This is a genomic window from Arthrobacter sp. zg-Y20, from assembly GCF_030142075.1.
In the GTDB taxonomy this organism is placed as follows: Bacteria; Actinomycetota; Actinomycetes; order Actinomycetales; family Micrococcaceae; genus Arthrobacter_B.
The window spans coordinates 436,878-455,054 of sequence record NZ_CP126241.1 but is presented as its reverse complement, the minus strand read 5'-3'; the positions used below and the strand labels follow the sequence as shown (position 1 = coordinate 455,054).

The window sequence follows — 18,177 nt, the reverse complement described above, 5'->3', positions numbered from 1 at the left end:
CGAGGAACCATGACCAGCATCATCAGGTGGCAGGAGCCGCCAGCCAGCGCCGCCGGCAGGAAGGCGAACCAGGAGCGCGTCAGCACGGTGGAACAGCTGAAGCTGCACCCCGGCAAGTGGGCACTGGTGGCTGAATCCGTCAACGGCTCAGCCGTTGGCCCGTGGAAGAAGCTCGGCTGCGAGGCCGTCGGCCGGCGAAACGCGAAGGACGCGAATAAGGCCGACATCTATGTGCGATGGCCGGCCCCGTCCAAGGGAAAGGCCGCGGCCTACCCGGCAACCCTCCCGGCATCGCTTCCAGCGGCCAAGGAGCCAGCACGCTCCGCGGCTGCCGCACCTGCCAGTCCGAAGGCGAAGCCAGCGAAGGCGTCCCTGCCGCTGTCCACCGCCGCACCCAGGCTGGACCCCAACGACCCGAAAGACGCCGCGCTTCTCCGGGAGCGGCAGCGCTTTGAAGCAGCACGAGCAACCCGACTCAACGGAGGCAGGAACGCGTGAAAAAGGATCTGCAAGTCGAAGCTATTGAGGAGCAGGTCAAGACCTGCGCCATCGACAGCGCCACAGCACTCCTGGAAGGCCGCCTGGACGATGCTCGCTGGAGCGCCACGCGTATGCAGGAGCACCGGCAAACGCTCACCAAGCACCGCGTCGCACAGACTCTGGGAGGCAAGCCGTGACCGACAGCAGCGAGGAGACGTACACCAACCGCCGGACAGAGGACTTCACTGTCAAAGCCCTGGACGAAGGCAAGGGCACCGTCACCATCCACACGACGCGCGCCAGCGGGTTCATCATTCCGCTGACCGAGGGCACCCGGCTGATCCGCGAAGGCGGGACCTACCTGCTGGAGCTGAAGGGCTTCAACGAGATCGGCGGCGTCCTGACCATGGACGGCAGCTACCTCATGCGCCGCAGCGATCAGTATTTTGAGCGGCAGCGCCAGCAGTTCCTTGCAGAGGCAGCCCGCCGGAGGCGGGAACAGCTGGAAGCCAACCGTGACGACTGGCAGGCCCGCGAGGATGCACTGCCAGCGTGGATCCGCCGCAGCCTGGAACGTTTCCACCAGGCCGGCGGCGAGCACTTCGCGCTGGAGGGCTGGGGCTACGAACTCACCATCTGCGAACTCGCGGTGATCTACGAACGCAACGGTCAGGTGGATGATGACGAGGTCGCCCGGTTCGCATCGCTGCACGGGACATCGGGCAACCAGCACCAGTGCGCCCTGACACTGGCCAGAAACAAGGAGCAAGCTGCTTCATTCCCGGCCGGACTGTCACCGCTCAGCGGAGACCCCGACTACAGCGCTGGCGCCAAAGCAGCCGCAGGGGCCGACCTGTGAGCGCGGCAAGCACCGAGGCCGTCTTGGGCCACATTCGGGACGAACGCGCTCTACAGAACACCAAGTGGGGCGAGCAGAACCACCCGGACGGCACCGGACCGGCCACAAGGCCACTGCTTGCCATCTGCTCCAACGAAACGGACGCTGCAGCCCTTGCCGACCTCGCCACGTTCTCAACAGGGACGGCGTCCGAGGTAGGAGTAGTGACGTGGCGGGACATCCTGCTCGAGGAAATGTTCGAGGCGCTCGCGGAGTCCGACCCCGCCAAGCTGCGGACCGAACTCGTCCAGGTGGCGGCCGTGGCCGCGCAGTGGGTCGAAGCTATCGACCGCCGGACTTCCGCGGGGGAAGCGCAGACCGACGAGTGAGCGTATCCAGCTGCAAGTGCGCCCGCCCGCACGTCCGGAAAGTCAGGACCTCCCCGTTATCCCCCAAAGGCGAGGGCGAGTACCGGCGCGCTGCCCGCCCCGGAAACCTCTACCTAGTCGGCCACGGCCTCCACTTCGACAACTGGCAGGACGCGATCAACTACGCCACTGCCACAGAGCCCGAGGCCAAAGTATGACCGCTAGCGCCGGGAGCGACTCAGGGGAAGCGCCGGCCGACTGGCTGGCAACTGCTCTCAACGACCCGAAAGGCCAAGCACTCGTGCAGGCTATCCACGACCGAAAGGCACAGACCGATGCATGACCCGCTGACAATGGTTTTCCAGATCCGGGCCCCTCTACTACGCCGCCCACGCAAGGACGCCTGGAACCGCCGGAGCCGGTGGACGTGGACCGCTGCCACCGTTTGGCACCGGGACCCGTCCGGGTACGACTCCACCACTTGCCGAATCCTCGACCACTGGAAGCACGTCCACCACTGGCGGCTGCAAGTGGACCTCTGGCAGACCTTCCGCCGCCGTTGGCTGGACCGCTGCGCCTGGTGCGGAACCGGCAGCCGGAAAGGCGACCCGGTGAACATCAGCCACCAATGGGATGCGCCGAAACGGCCTTTGTGGCGGCACACGGACTGCTTCCATCGGGACTGTTCCTCTATTGAGCGTGCCCACCGGACGTGCCTATGCGGCAACCCCCAGCTCCCACCGCACGGATACGGCGACTGCAACCGCTGCGGAAAGTTCCAAGCATGGATCACTAGGGAGAGGCCCGGTGACGCGGAAGCACTCGCCGCCACCCGCATTCTGGCCAGTATCCCGCAAGGCCATAGGGACGCGGACAAATACGCCCAAGCGCAAAGCCACTGGAAGCTATCCCGTGTCCGGCAGGGGACTGACTACTGACGCCGTGCGCGCAAACCGAACCAGCACCGTGCTCCCTCCATCACCCCCAGAACAAGCCGAACATCAGCAAGGAGAAATCCCGCCAATGAGCGCCAGACTTGAAGCCGCCGCGAAAGCAGCCTTCGTCGAACACTATGGAGACTTTGAGACCTGGGATCAGGTCTCTGAGTCCATGAGGAACCAGTGGCGCAACCGGGTACGCCCCGCGCTCGCAGGCGCTGACAACGTCGATCCTCTCCGCCACCCTGACGAGCAGACCGTAGAGAAGGCTGCCGAGGTCTTGGCCAAGGCCGATGGGTGGCTTTCCCTCAAGCACGCCAGCCCTCGGCACCAGCATCTGCTCCGCGAACGTGCCCGCACCGTCGTGGCCACGCTGACGGAGGCCGGCTAACCCTCATGCCCTGGCTCCGCACCGGCGACACCGCCGCCAACCACCCCATAGTGCTCGCACCCTTAGAGCACCACGACGTCGATGAAAGGCTGGTCAATGAAGTATTCGGATTCGTGAGCCGCTGCGCTCTCCAATCCACGGCCCACCTCACGGACTACGTCGTCAATCGGGGAACGGCGCTCGCCATCGGCGGCTTCCAGCGGGCCGACGCGCTCCTGCAGGTAGCCATCTTCGCCGGATACATGACCGAGGTGCAGGTAGACCTCGAGGACGGCCAGGGAACTCGCACCGCCTACAAGATCATCGACGATCCCGAGTTCATCCACATGCGCACCCGCGAGGAAATCGAGTGGGAACGCCAACGCAAGTCCGACAACTCCAACCCCGCCCTCATCATCCCCGTCCGCCTCCGCGACGGCGACGCCTGCCGATACTGCGGCATGGTCGTCAACTTCCGCGCTCGCCGCGGCCGCCTGGCAGGAACCTACGACCACCGCGAACCCGGCCGCGAGGCAACGGTAGACACATACGTAGTGGCCTGCGGCGCCTGCAACGCCGGCCGGAGCAACGACGCCGCAGCAGACAAGGCCTACCCACTGCTGCCCGTCCCCCGGAAGCCCTACTACTCACCGGAGACGGTCGAGTGGATCCAGAACAACGAATGGGCCATCAGCAACGGCTACAGGGCACCCAAGCCCCCGGCTAGGACCATTCGCCCAGGCCAACACTCCGGCAACGGCACCCCCGGCCGGAGAACCCCTAAGAGCAACGGCACCTCCGGCTCACCCACTGGCAACGGCACCCCCGGCCAGAAACCCACCCCAGAGGCTACGGAAAGCACCACCCCAGTCCACAGCGCCCCTGACCCCCAGCAGAGCCCCAAACAGCCGCCAGGGACACCGACCCAGCAGAACTCAGCAGAAACCGCAGAACAGCAGTCTGCAATATCTGGAAACTCCGGGACGGGTAGGGACGGGACGGGACGGGACGGGAAGGGAACCCAACACCCCACCCAACCTCCTGCCGCCTTCCCACCGTCAGCACCCGCCCAACCGAAGCGCAGCAACCGCAGACGCAATAGGCCCCGCAGCAGGAGAACCACCCCATGACCAGACGAACAGCACCTATCCAGTCCGGCCCCCAGCACCAAGCAGTCCTCACCTGGACCGAAGAGCAACTGCAGGCCAACGCCATCAACGCCGCCGAACAATTCGGCTGGTCCGCCTATCACACCTACGACTCCCGGCGCTCGCGGGCAGGTTTCCCGGACCTGGTCCTTTGGCATCCCCGCCAGAAACGTTTCCTGCTGCGCGAGCTGAAAACAGAACAGGGCGTGCTCTCGGCCACCCAGACGACCACGATCCAGACCATGCAAGCCGCCGGCGCCGATGTCGCCGTCTGGCGGCCGCGGGACTGGGTCAGCCAGCAGATCATCAAGGAACTGAGAGGGGCAGTAGTTGCCTGAGCACATCGAGGGATCAGGCTGCAGCTGCTGGGGTTGCATCAGCAGCAGGGCCACAACGACAGCACGACCAGGATCGACAGGAAGAGAGCACCGGCCAATGGCCCATCTGCAAGACGAGCTGATTCAGGCCGTGAACACCCTGACGCGCTCCACTCCCCACGGCATGAACAGGGAGCGGGAAGACGGCACGGCCTATATTCACTTCCTCTTGGAGGAGCCCCTGCTGTCCCAGCTTCGTGCAGCCATCCGTCCCGGCATGGAGCAGGGCGGCGGTGCCAGCGGCGGACGGCCGGCGCCGCTGGCCGTGAATGCACTGGACCTGTATCTCGACATCGAGCGGACCACGCACACCTTTTACTGGCTGCACTACTCCCCCGGTGGTGACAGGCAATCTCTTGAGGCGATGATCCAGTCCTGGGCCGCAACGGCTTCGGCGAAGGAACAGACCACGAAGGAAGCGCTGAAGATGATCGGCGGGTGGGTCACGCGTATCCGCGCACTGTTCGACCCGGGCAAGAGTATCGAGCTGCAGGGCGCTTGCCCGGCGGAGGGATGCGGTGCCCGCTACTACTGCCAGGAGGACGACGGCGAGAAGATCAGGAAGCCGGCGCTCACTGCCCACCCTGCCGCGGCCCGCCCGTTCGCTGTCTGCGGTGCGTGCGGCGCACGGTGGGAAGGTGAGTTGCAGCTGAACGTGCTGGCTACACTCATGCAGACGGCAGAGTTGCCGGCTACTTAACCTAGAAGGGCACAGCATATGACTGAAGACATTGCCAGCGCATTCCGATTCCCCTACGACTTCTCTACGGACCCAGACCGTGTCACGCTCGCTGATGTCCGCACCCACGACATATACCTTGACGCCCTACTAGATATGGTTTTGGGCCCTATCGGTGTCCACGACGACAATGACCGCTGGCTTTCGTTAACCGTGACTGCGGGCGGGGTGACTGTGAGTGGCAGAGCGATAGGTCCTGATACGTGGGCGAAGAAGATGGAATCGGAGGTGGCGAAGGTCCACCCCGGCGTGGCGGAAGGATTCACGAGTCTCCATGAGAACGTCAGCAAGTTGTTCGACGAGATGCGACGACGCCGGGAGGAGGAAAACCGGCCTCAAACTGCCCGCAGGTTCCTGCATATGAGTGATGTGACCATCTTTGCGAACACAGGAGCCCCGCTGCAGCTTCCACTTTGGCGTGGACAGATGTGCGAAGTCAGTAGCTGGACGCTTGGCACGCTCAGCTTCGATTAGGCAGCCAGCGTGACACGCTGCTGGTTGAGTTGTGATGTTAGTCATCGCCCGCTATCCTGAGAGGGCTTAGGACAACTGCATCCAAATACTTTCCAGAAGCCCCGCGAACTCCGGTTCCGGGGTTTCTGCCGTACCCGAGGTGATCCTGTGCCCGCGATGAGCGTCTGCCGCGTACCTGGTTGCCCTCGCCGGCAGCACGCCAAGCTATGTGCCGATCATGCCAAGCAAGCCGAAGCCTCGCGAGGATCCCGTCAAGCCCGAGGTTACGACGCGGCCCACGACAAGGAACGCGCTCGGATCATCCGCTCGGGCATCGAGTTCTACCGCTGCGCCCGATGCGGCGAGCCGTTCGACAAGGGCGACCCGTTCCAGCTCGGACACACCGACGACCGGCGCACCTGGTCAGGTCCCGAGCACATCAGGTGCAACACAGCGGCAGCAGGTATTGCATCGCATGCGATCTTCAACCGGCCGGGCCCGGAGACTGACGGGTGGGGGGCACCCCCTTCCGGCCCCCGAACCGCAGTACCGCCGGGGAGGGCTCTCGGAGGTTCGACAGGTTCATAAGACTTTTGGCCCCCGGCTGACAGGTTCAAAGCCGGGGGCCTGTCAGGTTCCAACCCACAACACCCATGCCCGTGACGGGCCAAACAATGGAGGCGAGATGCCGGCATCGGTCGGCTCATCAAAGCCCTGCAGAAAGCACGGAGCCAGATGAAACCCGTGAGCGGAGACAACTGAACCCTCGGCCAACAATTGCCAGCAACGCTGCCCGAGGGAACCAAGACGCAGCCAACCTTTAGGAGAACCGTGCGCCTGTACCGTGCACTTTGCGCCTGGCTCGAAGCCCACGCCGCACAGATGGGCCAGGATGATCCCACGGAACACAGGGAGGTCCAGCTGGATGCCCTTGTGGAGACCGCGCATTCGTACAGCACGGAGCCTGAACTCCATGCCGGCTACCGAGCAGAGCCTCTCTACTACGAGGACAGGTCCCGACGGCGCCTGCCCCTCGGGTTCCAGCCCCGCTGACAGGGTCCGCATCGCCGCGGCCCGCCTCCGAATCACCACTGACCGGAAGCTTGGACTTGTAACGCCTCAATGGGTGAAAGACCTCGCACAGACAACAGGAGTAAACATGAACCCCGAACAGATCGCCCATGTCTGCCACGAAGCCAACCGCGCCCTGCAGGTCATCCAGAAGGATCCGGCACCGTCCCCCGGCTGGGAGGACGCTCCTGAGTGGCAGAAGGCGTCCGCCGTCGAGGGCGTCGAGAAGGCACTCGCTGGAGAGACTCCGGAACAGCTTCACCAGTCCTGGTGCGACTTCAAGGTCGCTGATGGGTGGGCCTATGGCAAGACCAAGGACGCCGATCAGAAGACCCACCCATGCTTGGTGCCCTACTCCGAGCTTCCTGCGGACCAGCGCATCAAGGACGAACTGTTCCAGGCCATCGTCCGCTCACTCGCGGCCTAGTAACTTCCACAAGGGACCGCTACCCCCCCCGGATGGATGACAGATAGGAACAATCCCAAGGAGGACCTATCTCCCGCGCCAGGGCACGGCGCACGGCCTGCCGTCGAGAGACGTTGCCAACCGGCGGGCGCTACGCAAATAGGCAAAGCGATGATCTCCAGCAGTGGAGGCAACCATGTTGTTCCAGGTTCGAACCCTGGGCGCCCGACACCCTTCACAACATCAAACGCCGGCGCGCGATGCCCCGGCACTTTTTGCTGCGCGATGCAGTGAGAAAGCAGGTACACCTTGCCCCGAGGAGGAGCCCGGGTAAATTCCGGACCCGCACCGGATCCACAGGCTCTCCGACGCGAGCGGACCGCGGACAAAGAAGGATGGGTAGTCCTCCCCTCCGAGGGCAGGAAGGGAAACGCGCCTGCCTGGCCGCTGTCCAAGTGGCGGGATCAGGAGAAGGCCAAGCCAGTAGAGGAGCGAAACGACTCCGCAGCCCGAGCCCTGGACGACCGCGAGTTGAAAATTTGGCGGGAGATTTGGAAGACCCCGCAGGCAGCCCAATGGGAGAAGTTGGGTTGGAAGCACGACGTCGCCCTGTACGTCCGCATGCTTGTGGCCGCCGAGCAAGGCCACATGAAGGCAGCTGGCGAAGCACGGCAATGGTCAGACCGCCTCGGGCTCTCTCAGATGGCGATGCTCCGGAACCGGTGGCGGATCGCCGCCGACGAAGTGGCAGCCAAGCGAGGGCAGAGGCCGGCGGCCGCGGCGCCGAAGCGCAACTCATCCCGGGACAGGTTCAGTGTGGTTCGTGATGGCACAGGCGTCCGATGAGTTCCTCGTAGACTTCCCCACCATCGGCTTCCTGGTCGCGGACTGGCAGGAGCAACACTGCTCAGTGCCTACCGGCTTCCAGAAGGGCCAACCGTTCGTCCAGCCGGACTGGCAGCTGTGGTGCACGGTCAATCACTACCGGGTGAAGACCACCGCACGGTGGGTGCCCGAGCGTCCGATACTGGCACCGGCATTCCATAACAGGCGCTCGCTGATCGTGGGCCCGCAGAAGATCGGCAAGGGTCCGTGGTCTGCGGCGACCGTGTGCAATGAGGCGGCCGGCCCGGCTTTGTTCGCCGGGTGGGCGCAGGGTGGCGAGGTTTACGACTGCCGGCAGCATGGCTGCGGGTGCGGGTGGTTCTACGAATACGAGCCGGGCGAGCCGATGGGCATGCCTTGGCCGACCCCGCTGATCCAGCTGTTCGCTACCTCCCAGGAGCAGGTGGATAACGTCTACGCGCCCCTGCAGACCATGATCAAAGACGGCCCGCTGGGCGAGTTCATGCGCGTGGGTGAAGAGTTCATCCGTGTCGGCGGTGAAGGAAAGATCGAGGCGGTTACATCGTCGGCGTTGTCCCGTCTCGGTAACCCAATCACTGCCGCATTCTTGGACGAAACCGGCACCTATACCGCCCAGAACAAACTCAAGGGCGTCGCCAAGACAGCCCGTCGAGGTCTGGCAGGTATGGGCGGCCGCGCCATCGAGACCACCAACCTCTGGGATCCGTCCCAGGCTTCCACGGCTCAGGAGACCTACCACTCCCGAGCCGCGGACATCTTCCGCTACCTGCGGCAGCCGCCGGGGCACTTGAAGTTCAAGGACCCGCACCAACGCCGCAAAATCCTCGAGTATGTCTACGCCGGCACCCCTTGGGTGGACCTCGACGCGGTAGAGGCCGAAGCCTTCGAGCTGATGGAGAAGGACCCCGAGGAAGCGGAACGGTTCTTCGGCAACATCTTCTCCCAGGGCAAGGGCAGATGGATGCCCGAAGATCTGTGGACCAATAGCGAATCGGTGGCCAAGTGAGCGAACGCCTACGAGTGTGTCTGGGCTTTGACGGTTCAGACAAGGACGATTTCACCGGCATCCGGGCGGAGACAGTTGGAGGGTGGCAGTTCACTCCCACCTTCGGGCCCTCGAAGCTTCCCACGATCTGGGATCCGGCCGAGTCGCACGGGCGTATCCCCCGTCTGGAAGTCCACGCCGCCGTCGAGGAGCTGTTCGATACGTACGACGTCGAGCGGATGTACTGCGATCCGCCGCTCTGGAAGACAGAGATCGAGGAATGGGCGCTCAAGTACGGCGAGGAACGGGTCCTGATGTGGGAGACGTACCGGACCAAGCAGATGCACGCGGCCCTGGAACGCTTCATCGTGGACCTCCAAACCGGTGCGCTCACGCATGACGACTGTGCCGTCACGGCCCTGCATGTGAGCAACGCCCGGATGTTCGCACGGTCGGGCCAGTCCTACATCATTCTCAAACCGTCGCAGACGCAGAAGATCGACCTCGCGGTTACGTCCGTGATTACCCATGAAGCGGCCAGCGACGCCCGGGCCGAGGGCTGGTCCGCCATATGGCAACCGCCCACGGGGATTTCAACGGTGGCCTACGGATTCAACTAAAGAGAAGAGGTGATGGCGTGAAGGAAGCACTGGCACGCGATTACCTGATGCAGGGGCTGCGCGGCCTCTCCGATCAGGAGAAGGCGTGGACGCGCCGGCAGAACTACCTCGACGGAGACCAGGACCTGCCGTACGCGCCGGAGGGCGTAAGCGCGGAGTACCAGGCGCTGCGCGAGATGTCGCCGGCGAACTACCTCGACATTGCCATGAAGGCTCCGATTCAGCGGATGCAGGCGGATGGGTTCCGTACGCACCGGGACAAAGACGCGGACATCAGGACCTGGACGGAGATTTGGCAGCCCAACAAGCTGGATGCCAGGCAGCGGATCGTCTACGAGCAGATGTTCGTCCACGGCCGCGGCATCATGTCGGTCTCGCCGAATCCGTTGAACCGCAAGAGCCCGAAGATCCGGCCCGAGAACGCGAAGCGGGTCTGGATCGAGCCCAACCCCGAAGACCCGTTCGAGCCGTTGTTCGCCGTCAAGAACCTGGCGGTGAAGAAGTCAGCGCAGGCAGCCTCCGGGCTTATCCTGCCGGCCTCCATGGTCAGGGAGACGCTGCACGTTGCCTACGTCTATACCGCGACCGAGTGGGCACGGTTCGAGGCGTCCTCCCCGCAAGCCACGGCCACGGCATGGCATCTCGCAGAGATCGGCCGGCACAACCTGCGGACCATCCCCTTCGTGCCTTTTGATTTCAACGTTGATGCGGACGGGGTCCCCCATCCGGCTATCGACAAGCTGATGCCGCAGCAGGACGCCATCAACACCATCCGGTTCAACACGCTCCTGGCAATGCAGTTCAGCGCATTCCGGCAGCGGGTGTTCACCGGATACGACCCGGTGGTCCGGGACGACAAGGGCCAGCCGCTTCTTGTCACGGACGAGAAGACGGGCAAGCCCCTGCTGGACAGTAACGGCTTGGCGCAACCGGTCGTCCGGTCTCCCGGGCGCATGGGCGTAGACCGAGCGCTGGTGTTCCCAGGCGAACAGACGAAGGTCTTTGACCTTCCCGAGTCGAATCTGGATAACTACGTCAAGGTGCTGCAGCAGTTCCTCACGGACTTCTTCGCCACTGGGCAGATTCCGCCCTCGTACGCGCTGACGAAGATGGCGAACCTCACCGGAGACGGCATGGCAGGTGCCGAATCCACGTTCCAGTCGCTGATCAAGGACATCCAGCGCGCGGCTGGAGAGGGCCTGGAAAGCGTCATGCGGCTGGCCAACGTGGCACGAAACGAGCCGCATGAGGACCCCGCTTCCGAGGTCATCTGGGCAGACACAGAGATCCGGTCCTTTGCCCAGATTGTCGATGCCATCGGGAAGCTCATCACCTCCGGGATGTCCCGTCAGGACGCCTGGTCATTCCTGCCTTCGGCCACCCCTCCGAGGGTCGCTGACTGGGTCACGCGTTCCGATGCGGACCGAGCCAAGGCGGACAAGGCCGTAACGGAACTAGCGGACAGGATGGCCTACCCCGATGCCTAACGAACCGGCCGCCGTCGTCGCCCATGATGAGGCTGCGCGGCGGCTGGGTCTGGCAGCACTGGCAGCCGGCAGGGCCTCCTGGCGGCGGGTCGAGGTGTCGGACATCTCAGCCTCCTGGTCAGTGGCGCTGCGGCTGCTGCTGCCGACGCTGACCGCCATCCAGCGCAGCGCAGCGGTATCAGGCGGCAGTTACACGGCCGGCGCGCTGGCTGAGCAGGGTGTGTATGAGGCCCCGGAAGCTTTCGTTGACCCGGCCCGATTCGTTGGCGTTGCACCGGACGGCCGCTCTCTGGAAGCGCTGCTGTACTCCCCCGCTACGACGACCAAACGGCTCATCGGCGAGGGCATGGATCCCCTGCGTGCTCTGCAACACGGCGGCACCAGCTTGGACGTCATCACCCGCACGGTCGTGGCGGACACCGCGCGCGCGGCCGCCGGCGTCGACATCGCGGTCCGGCAGGACGTGGGCTACGTGCGAATGCTCGTCCCGCCGTCGTGCAGTCGCTGTGCGCTGCTGGCTGGCAAGTTCTACCGGTGGAACGCGGGCTTCCCGCGGCACCCGCGCTGCGATTGCAAGCACATCCCCACCCGGGAGAACCAAGCCAACGATCTCACCACCGACCCTTACGAGTACTTCCGCTCGCTTAGCCCGCAACAGCAGGAGAAGCAGTTCGGGCCCGCCGAGGCCAAGGCCATCCGCGACGGTGCCGACATCTTCCAGGTTGTCAACGCCCGCCGCGGCATGAAGCCCGGCGGTCTCGTCACAGCTGAGGGAACCTCGAAGCGGGGCGCCTACGGGCGCGGCAAGCCACCGCGGCTGACACCCGAGGGCATCTACTCGCAAGGGAAGTCCCGCGAGGAGACGTTGATACTGCTCGAGAAGAACGGCTACATACTTCCGGGCGGCCAGGACCCGGAGGGTGTCCTGGGCGGTGCCCGGGAAGGCTACGGCCAGATGGGCCGCGGCGGCACCCGGGTCGGGGCCCGCCAGGCGGTTGAGCGTGCGCGGGCTTCCGGCGTACGGGACCCGGCGGCACGGGCCACCATGACAGCTGCCGAGCGGCGCTACTTCGACGCCCAAATGAACTGGGACGCAGTATCCCGCGGCCGCAACCCGTTTGGCCGCGGGTCCCTCAGCCCGCAGCTGGCTGCAGCAGTGGAGAACGACTTCCGGCGCATCGTCCTGAACGGCGATACGACGGCGAACATCACGGCCCGCCAGAAGATGGCCGGCCGCTAAGTCCAGCCCGAGGCGCGAAGCCTGCGGGTCCAACCTCGCGACGAGGAGCACAAATGCACAATTCCTACCCCGCCCCTGCAAACACTGCGCACGGCATCGACCTGTACGCACCCGGGGGCCTCGCAGCACTGTTCGAGTTCCGCCGCCAGCAGTTCGGTGACGCAGTCATGGAGACCGACCCAGCCGGGGCGCCTCCCGCCGCGCCAGCCACTCCCCCTGCTGATCCTGCCGGTACGCCGCCGGCGGATCCTCCGGCCGGGAATCCGCCGGCAACCCCGCCGACGCCCACCCCGGCCCCGCCTGTGGCGCCGCTCCCGCCGGTACCCGCTAACCCGCCGAGCACACCGGCAGCGGAGGACGAACCACTGGGCGCGGCCGGCATGAACGCGCTGCGCGAAGAACGCGACACTAACAAGACCCTTCGGGCGGAAGTCACTGCCAAGGACACGGAGATCCGGGACCTGACGCAGTCCGGCACCCAGAAGGACGCCCTCATTCTCCGCTACCAGGTAGCGGCGGCCAAGGGCCTCGATCTCAATGCTGCGGAGCGACTCCAAGGCACCACGAAGGAAGAGATCGAAGCCGATGCGGACACCTGGGCCCGGACCTGGGGAACATCCCACGGGCCGGGCGTCGTACCCGGCGCGGGCGCTCGCGGCGAAACGAGCGTCATCACCACACCCGGCCTCGGGACTCTCCGGGCCGGATACGCCAACGCCAAGTAACACCCCAAGGGCGACAGCCCGCGGGCACACCTAAACAGAGAAGGAGCCATCCATGGCTGTCACCCTTGTCGAGTCGGCGAAACTGTCGACGGACACCCTCCAGCGCGGGGTCATCGAGACCTTTGTGCAGAACTCCCCCATCCTTGACCGCATCCCGCTCATGGACATCGAAGGCAACGCCTACGCCTACAACTCGGAAGGGGCCCTGCCCGGCGTCGCATTCCGTGGCGTCAACGAGGCCTACGTCGAGTCCACCGGCACGGTCAACCAGTCCACCGAGAAGCTGGTCATCCTCGGCGGCGACGCCGACGTTGACCGGTTCATCGTGCAGACCCGCGGCAACCTCAACGACCAGCGGGCCACCCAGACGGCGATGAAGGTCAAGGCGGCCTCCTACAAGTTCCAGGACCACTTCTTCAACGGCGACGTCGTCGTGGAGCCCAAGGGCTTCGACGGCCTACGCAAGCGCCTCACCGGCAACCAAGTACTGGACGCGGCCACCAACGGCTCCCCGGTCCTCGGTAACGGGGCATCCGACGCGCAGACGTTCTTCGACCTGCTCGACGACCTGATCTCCCGCGTCCCGGGAATTGACGGCAACAACGGCGCGATTTACGCCAACTCCGTCCTGCAGGGCAAAATCCGCTCGGCCGGCCGACGCCTCGGCGGCGTCGAGACGGTCCGCGAGGACCTGACGGGCAAGCGCGTGCTGATGTGGAACGGCATTCCCGTTCTGGATCCGGGCAACAACCTCGCCGGCGCGCCGATCCTGGGCCAGAACGAAACCCAGGGAACGGCCACGGACACCTCCTCCATCTACGCCGTGAAGTTCGGCCAGGACGAAGGCGACCAGGCCGTCACCGGCCTGACCAACGGCGGCGTCATGGTCGATGACCTCGGCCAGTTGCAGGAGAAGCCCGCCTACCGCACCCGCATCGAGTTCTACTGCGGCGTTGCCATCTTCGGAGGCAAGGCCGCGGCCCGCCTACGCGGCATCCGGAACTCCTAGTTCCCCTCACCCGCTCACGCTCCACCGCTTAGAAAGAGGAAACGCTCATGGCTACTGCCAGAAACGCCAAGGCAGCTGCAGCTGCCACCGCCGGCGACCAGTCCAGCGCCGAAACCCCCAAGATCGACGGGGGTGCAGAGGGCAACGGCACCGCTACCACCACCCTGGACTCGGACGTCACCAAGCCCTCCGTCACCGCACCGGGTGACGGGCCGGCCGACACCACAGATCCCACCGAAACGGCTCACTCCGTCCAGCCCAGCCCGGGCGAGGAAGCCATCAAGACGGGAACGGTCAACGCCGTGAAGCCGGGATTGAAGCGGACCGTACCCAAGACCACGCGCAAGCCCCGGACGGAAAGCTACACGGCGACCCGCCCGGACGGCACCGAAGTGACGGTCACGCGCAACATCGAAACCGGCGAATCGTCGGTTTCGGAATAACCACAGGAGAGAGGGGGCACCATGGTTGAGGTCAGCGCAGCCAATATTTCGGGGTCGTGGCGCCCCCTCTCAGCTGCTGAGGAGCGCGTCATTCCCGGCTTCTCAAAACGGGCTTGGACGCGGATCAAAGCCACGGTCACGGACATCGAAGACAAACTGGCGGCAACGCCGGCTGTCGTTACGGCCGAGACCGTCCAGGACGTCATGGTCTCCATGATCATCCGGGTACTGAAAAACCCGGACAGCGCCCGGCAGATCAGCAAATCGGCCGATGACTGGTCCAAATCCATCACGGTGGATGCGTCCGTCTCAACTGGCGAGCTGTACCTCACGGCCTACGAACTCGAGCTGCTCAACCCGGTGGCGAGGCTCCCCGAATACGGCATGTATATCGTGCCGTTGGGGGGTTGACCGCGGTGCCGTTCTTCAACCCAGAGGACATCTTCGAAGCGCGTCGGGACGTGGAAGAGCTGATGCTGGACACCTGCATTATCGACAGGCCCGGCAAGCCAGTAACGGACCCCCAGACTGGCGTCGTCAGCCCCAGCTACACGGCCGTCTATTCGGGAGCGTGCAAAGTCCAACAGACCCTGGCGGAATCCGTCGCAAGGACTTCCGCCGGAGCAGTGTTCACTATCGTCGACACCCGCTTGGACATCCCGGTGAATGCCGGCCCTGTCCAGACAGGTGACCGGGCACGAATAGTCGAGGCTCGCTTGAACCCGGCCCTGACCAACAGCGTGTACCGAATCGTCGGGCCGCATAAGAAGTCGGCGCAGACAGCTCAACGGCTGCGGGTGGAGGAGCTGGGATGAGCGACTACGACTTCACCGAGGTAGACCGGTTGGCTTCGCAGATGGCGTCGTTGAATATCGTGCCAGCTGTGCGGCAGGTGGTATCCAAGGGCAGCCTGCAGATCAAGAACCAAATCCAAAGGGACTTTGCCGGGTCCAGGCACTTCCGAAGTGTCCGGGAAATCAGCTACGACCTGAGCACGTCAGGCGACGTTGTTGAATCCGTCATAGGCCCGCACGTGGAGAACGAGGGCTTCGGTTCGCTGGTTGGCATTGCCATCTACGGCGGATCCCGCGGCGGCGGCGGGACCGTGCCCGATCCGCTGATTGCCCTGCGAGCTGAGGAACCGGCGCTTCTGGAAGCCATGGGGGACGTCGTGGAGAAGGTGCTGGATGAGTAAACCCCACTACGACGCCTTCAGTGCACTCCTGCCTGAGGACATTAGCTCCCATCTTGGGTATGTGGCGGGGAAGCTGACCTCTCCTGACTATCCCTACGTCGTTCTCGGTGGCGGCGGTGGGGAAGAGTCAGGATCAGCATTGGCGGGGGACGCAGACACGCTGAATTTTCGGCTGAAAGCCACGTACGCGGGCCTCACCTTCGATTCGGTGCTGATCGTCATGGAGCGCGTGCGGCGAGCATTTATCTCCCGACGATTGGATATTCCGGGGTGGAACTGCGGCCTTGTGCGCCACACGGCCTCACTGGCTGTCCAGCCCGATACCGATGTCGTACTCAGCGACACCGATCTGCGCCCGCTATTTGCCGTCGATGAGTTCACGGTCTTCTGCTCGCGCTGATTATTCATTTTCAGAATCTGGCTCCCGCTTGTGGGGGCTTTCTTTCCCCTAAGGAGGCCCCTGTGGCTACCCGAAAAAACGCAACCAATCCCGACACACCGGACGCAGCAGCAGCATCAGGTGAGACTGGCGAACCCGCCACGTCCGCCAAGGGCGCCGCGGTCCAGGTTACCGAGCCCGAACGCACCCCCTCGGTGCGCAAGGTCTATGTGTACGACACCAACACCCCGAAACCGCACTTCAAACTCTCGCACCCTGTGCCGGAGTCGTGGCTGTCCCGGTTCAAGAATCTCAAGCAGGTGCCCTCCGACAAGGGCGGCGCCGACACCCCGAAAGAAGGTAAGTAGCCCATGGGCCAGAAAATGCTCACCGACGCCAACCGCAAGCTGGTGTTCGTCCCCTCCCTCGTGAACTTCCGCAAGCCGACCGCGGCCGAACTGAACGCGGGCCTTGAGCTCTCGTGCATGGTTACCGCCGCCAACTACAACCTGGGCGCCACCGGTGATGATTCCATCACTGACCCGGCGCTGTGCTCCAGCTCCAACAGCTCCACGCCGGGGCGTACCAACTACGAGGCCGGCATGGATATGTTCCGCTGGAAGGACAAGGCGGATGACCTGCCGTGGGACACCTTCCAGGCCAAGGGCCTGCACGGCTACCTGGCGCAGCGCATCGGGCAGCTGGACGACGGCGAACGCGCCCAGGACGTGGACTTCCGCGACACGGACGAGGTGCAGGTGTACGAGGTGCTGACCAACACCCCGAAGATCCTTTCCCCGTCCGGCGCTGGCTATGAGAAGTTCCGCCAGGACTTCTCGGTCCAGGACAACGTGGACGAGCGTGCAGTTGTCGTGGGCACCGCGCCCGTCGGCGGTTAGCCCCTCCACCGCAGACCCAAGCGCCCGCCCGTCTAGGCTCCGGGCGGGCGCTTGCCTCCTCCCACACTGAGCCTGCACCGCACCCCGTTTTTTACTCCGAGCCTAGAAGGAAAAAATGACCACCGAGAACACCACCCCCGCCGCGCAGGACACCGAAGAACTGGACCTGGACGACTGGCTGACCGGGGGCCAGCGCAAGGCGCACCCCGTCACGCTCTACTCCCGCGCCGATCTGCTGGCCGACATCGAGGAGCTGGAAGCAGAACGCCGCATCCAGGAACGCATGGTATCCCCCGAGGACGCGCCACTGGGCGGCTCCCCCACCACGGACCTGGACGGGCGCATCGACGCGCTCTATGCGCAGCTGCACGCCAGTAAAAAAGAATTCCGGGTCTCCTCGCTGACCCAGCCCGAGGTGGAGGTCATCCGGGCCCAAGTGCGTAAGGACCTCAAGGAAGCCATCGATCTGGCCGCCGCTGAGGCGCGCGAGGAGGCCAAGAACACCGTCCGCCGCATGGGCGTTACCACGCCGGCTGAAGTCAACAACGTGCTGCGGGCGCAGGCACTGGAGGCCGCAAACAAGGTCATCGAGCATGAGACCACCGCGCGGGTCCTGGCTGCCTGCACCGTGATGCGCCGCGGTGCGGAGTGGGTGTCCCTCACCGTCGAGCAGGTCAAGCGTATTGAAAAGACCATCGGCAGCTCGCAGATCGACAACTGGAACCGCGCCTTCTCCCGGGCCGCCAACGAGGCGCCGGTGGTGACCGTCCCAAAATCGCGGAAGCCCTAGCGGACTCCCGCTGGGCGCACATCCTGCTGGAGGCCCGTACCGCGCGGGCGCAGGGCTGGCCGTTTACCGTCATGCGGGGCCGTGACCTGGACGGCAAGGTCAGCGATGTCGACCGGATGATGGCGCTGGCGCTCACGCTGTACGAGGACTCGCTGTGCCGGGGGTGCGGGCTGCCGCACTCCCGCACCCGCGGGGACGAGAACGTGGGCCGCTACGAGCTGCACGATGACGGCATCTGCCACGGCTGCGAAGCCTTGGAGGCCGCCCAGCAGGACAAGAACCGCAGCACGTTCCCGGGGCAGAAGCTGTACCTGGTGGAGACCGAATAACACGGCTCCGCCGGCATAAAT

Annotated in this window: 27 protein-coding genes and 1 tRNA gene; all 28 read left to right on the top strand. The window is 64.8% G+C overall.

Going from position 1 to position 18,177, the window contains the following annotated elements:
• Nucleotides 1-9 precede the first annotated feature (9 nt).
• The 28 genes from QNO06_RS02300 to QNO06_RS02165 all read left to right on the top strand — a co-directional run bounded on the left by QNO06_RS02300 (nucleotide 10) and on the right by QNO06_RS02165 (nucleotide 18,156).
• A complete protein-coding gene (locus QNO06_RS02300) occupies nucleotides 10-498 on the top strand; it encodes a hypothetical protein (RefSeq protein WP_227913184.1) in 489 nt (162 codons plus the stop codon).
• Complete coding sequence (locus QNO06_RS02295; RefSeq protein WP_227913179.1) at nucleotides 495-677, top strand: hypothetical protein; 183 nt, start codon at nucleotides 495-497, stop codon at nucleotides 675-677. The genes QNO06_RS02300 and QNO06_RS02295 overlap by 4 nt, the downstream gene beginning before the upstream one ends.
• Nucleotides 674-1,339 carry a hypothetical protein gene (locus QNO06_RS02290; protein WP_227913178.1) on the top strand — a complete coding sequence of 222 codons (666 nt, stop codon included), beginning with the start codon at nucleotides 674-676 and terminating at the stop codon, nucleotides 1,337-1,339. The genes QNO06_RS02295 and QNO06_RS02290 overlap by 4 nt, the downstream gene beginning before the upstream one ends.
• Entirely contained in the window at nucleotides 1,336-1,707 is a 372-nt protein-coding gene (locus QNO06_RS02285) for a hypothetical protein (RefSeq protein WP_227913177.1), read from the top strand. Before QNO06_RS02290 ends, QNO06_RS02285 begins: the two co-directional genes overlap by 4 nt.
• Entirely contained in the window at nucleotides 1,704-1,904 is a 201-nt protein-coding gene (locus tag QNO06_RS02280) for a hypothetical protein (protein WP_227913176.1), read from the top strand. The genes QNO06_RS02285 and QNO06_RS02280 overlap by 4 nt, the downstream gene beginning before the upstream one ends.
• 805 nt (nucleotides 1,905-2,709) lie before the next feature.
• On the top strand, nucleotides 2,710-3,015 hold the full coding sequence (locus QNO06_RS02275; RefSeq protein WP_227913173.1) for a hypothetical protein: 306 nt from the start codon (nucleotides 2,710-2,712) through the stop codon (nucleotides 3,013-3,015).
• 5 nt (nucleotides 3,016-3,020) lie between these two features.
• Nucleotides 3,021-4,124, top strand: a complete 1,104-nt coding sequence (locus QNO06_RS02270) for a hypothetical protein (protein WP_227913172.1) — start codon at nucleotides 3,021-3,023, stop codon at nucleotides 4,122-4,124.
• Nucleotides 4,121-4,480, top strand: a complete 360-nt coding sequence (locus tag QNO06_RS02265) for a VRR-NUC domain-containing protein (RefSeq protein WP_227913171.1) — start codon at nucleotides 4,121-4,123, stop codon at nucleotides 4,478-4,480. Before QNO06_RS02270 ends, QNO06_RS02265 begins: the two co-directional genes overlap by 4 nt.
• A 97-nt stretch (nucleotides 4,481-4,577) precedes the next feature.
• Nucleotides 4,578-5,219: a DUF7341 domain-containing protein gene (locus tag QNO06_RS02260; protein ID WP_227913170.1), complete on the top strand. Its 642-nt coding sequence runs from the start codon at nucleotides 4,578-4,580 to the stop codon at nucleotides 5,217-5,219.
• A gap of 18 nt (nucleotides 5,220-5,237) precedes the next feature.
• Complete coding sequence (locus QNO06_RS02255; RefSeq protein ID WP_227913169.1) at nucleotides 5,238-5,732, top strand: GvpU-like protein; 495 nt, start codon at nucleotides 5,238-5,240, stop codon at nucleotides 5,730-5,732.
• 810 nt (nucleotides 5,733-6,542) lie between these two features.
• Complete coding sequence (locus QNO06_RS02250) at nucleotides 6,543-6,764, top strand: hypothetical protein (protein WP_227913168.1); 222 nt, start codon at nucleotides 6,543-6,545, stop codon at nucleotides 6,762-6,764.
• Between the two features lie 106 nt (nucleotides 6,765-6,870).
• Nucleotides 6,871-7,209: a RyR domain-containing protein gene (locus QNO06_RS02245; RefSeq protein WP_227913166.1), complete on the top strand. Its 339-nt coding sequence runs from the start codon at nucleotides 6,871-6,873 to the stop codon at nucleotides 7,207-7,209.
• Between the two features lie 124 nt (nucleotides 7,210-7,333).
• A tRNA-OTHER gene (locus tag QNO06_RS02240) sits at nucleotides 7,334-7,417 on the top strand.
• 597 nt (nucleotides 7,418-8,014) lie between these two features.
• Nucleotides 8,015-9,061, top strand: coding sequence for a terminase (locus QNO06_RS02235; RefSeq protein WP_227913165.1), 1,047 nt, complete (start codon nucleotides 8,015-8,017; stop codon nucleotides 9,059-9,061).
• Entirely contained in the window at nucleotides 9,058-9,660 is a 603-nt protein-coding gene (locus tag QNO06_RS02230) for a terminase large subunit domain-containing protein (protein WP_227913164.1), read from the top strand. The genes QNO06_RS02235 and QNO06_RS02230 overlap by 4 nt, the downstream gene beginning before the upstream one ends.
• Before the next feature lie 17 nt (nucleotides 9,661-9,677).
• A complete protein-coding gene (locus QNO06_RS02225; protein ID WP_227913163.1) occupies nucleotides 9,678-11,147 on the top strand; it encodes a phage portal protein in 1,470 nt (489 codons plus the stop codon).
• Nucleotides 11,140-12,387 carry a VG15 protein gene (locus QNO06_RS02220; RefSeq protein WP_227913162.1) on the top strand — a complete coding sequence of 416 codons (1,248 nt, stop codon included), beginning with the start codon at nucleotides 11,140-11,142 and terminating at the stop codon, nucleotides 12,385-12,387. The genes QNO06_RS02225 and QNO06_RS02220 overlap by 8 nt, the downstream gene beginning before the upstream one ends.
• Before the next feature lie 53 nt (nucleotides 12,388-12,440).
• Nucleotides 12,441-13,112 (top strand): hypothetical protein, encoded by a 672-nt coding sequence (locus tag QNO06_RS02215; protein WP_227913161.1) that lies wholly within the window; start codon nucleotides 12,441-12,443, stop codon nucleotides 13,110-13,112.
• A gap of 52 nt (nucleotides 13,113-13,164) precedes the next feature.
• The gene (locus tag QNO06_RS02210) at nucleotides 13,165-14,121 is read left to right on the top strand and encodes a major capsid protein (RefSeq protein ID WP_227913159.1); all 957 of its coding nucleotides are present in this window, start codon (nucleotides 13,165-13,167) and stop codon (nucleotides 14,119-14,121) included.
• A 47-nt stretch (nucleotides 14,122-14,168) separates the two neighbouring features.
• Complete coding sequence (locus QNO06_RS02205; protein ID WP_227913158.1) at nucleotides 14,169-14,564, top strand: hypothetical protein; 396 nt, start codon at nucleotides 14,169-14,171, stop codon at nucleotides 14,562-14,564.
• A gap of 21 nt (nucleotides 14,565-14,585) precedes the next feature.
• A complete protein-coding gene (locus QNO06_RS02200; RefSeq protein ID WP_227913156.1) occupies nucleotides 14,586-14,975 on the top strand; it encodes a Gp19/Gp15/Gp42 family protein in 390 nt (129 codons plus the stop codon).
• A 5-nt stretch (nucleotides 14,976-14,980) separates the two neighbouring features.
• Complete coding sequence (locus tag QNO06_RS02195; RefSeq protein WP_227913154.1) at nucleotides 14,981-15,379, top strand: DUF6093 family protein; 399 nt, start codon at nucleotides 14,981-14,983, stop codon at nucleotides 15,377-15,379.
• A complete protein-coding gene (locus QNO06_RS02190) occupies nucleotides 15,376-15,759 on the top strand; it encodes a hypothetical protein (protein WP_227913153.1) in 384 nt (127 codons plus the stop codon). The genes QNO06_RS02195 and QNO06_RS02190 overlap by 4 nt, the downstream gene beginning before the upstream one ends.
• Nucleotides 15,752-16,159 (top strand): hypothetical protein, encoded by a 408-nt coding sequence (locus tag QNO06_RS02185; protein ID WP_227913151.1) that lies wholly within the window; start codon nucleotides 15,752-15,754, stop codon nucleotides 16,157-16,159. The genes QNO06_RS02190 and QNO06_RS02185 overlap by 8 nt, the downstream gene beginning before the upstream one ends.
• Before the next feature lie 62 nt (nucleotides 16,160-16,221).
• Nucleotides 16,222-16,506, top strand: coding sequence for a hypothetical protein (locus tag QNO06_RS02180; protein ID WP_227913149.1), 285 nt, complete (start codon nucleotides 16,222-16,224; stop codon nucleotides 16,504-16,506).
• A gap of 3 nt (nucleotides 16,507-16,509) precedes the next feature.
• Complete coding sequence (locus QNO06_RS02175) at nucleotides 16,510-17,037, top strand: phage tail tube protein (protein ID WP_227913148.1); 528 nt, start codon at nucleotides 16,510-16,512, stop codon at nucleotides 17,035-17,037.
• A 115-nt stretch (nucleotides 17,038-17,152) separates the two neighbouring features.
• Complete coding sequence (locus QNO06_RS02170) at nucleotides 17,153-17,827, top strand: hypothetical protein (RefSeq protein ID WP_227913147.1); 675 nt, start codon at nucleotides 17,153-17,155, stop codon at nucleotides 17,825-17,827.
• A 71-nt stretch (nucleotides 17,828-17,898) separates the two neighbouring features.
• On the top strand, nucleotides 17,899-18,156 hold the full coding sequence (locus QNO06_RS02165; protein ID WP_227913146.1) for a hypothetical protein: 258 nt from the start codon (nucleotides 17,899-17,901) through the stop codon (nucleotides 18,154-18,156).
• Nucleotides 18,157-18,177: the final 21 nt, after the last annotated feature.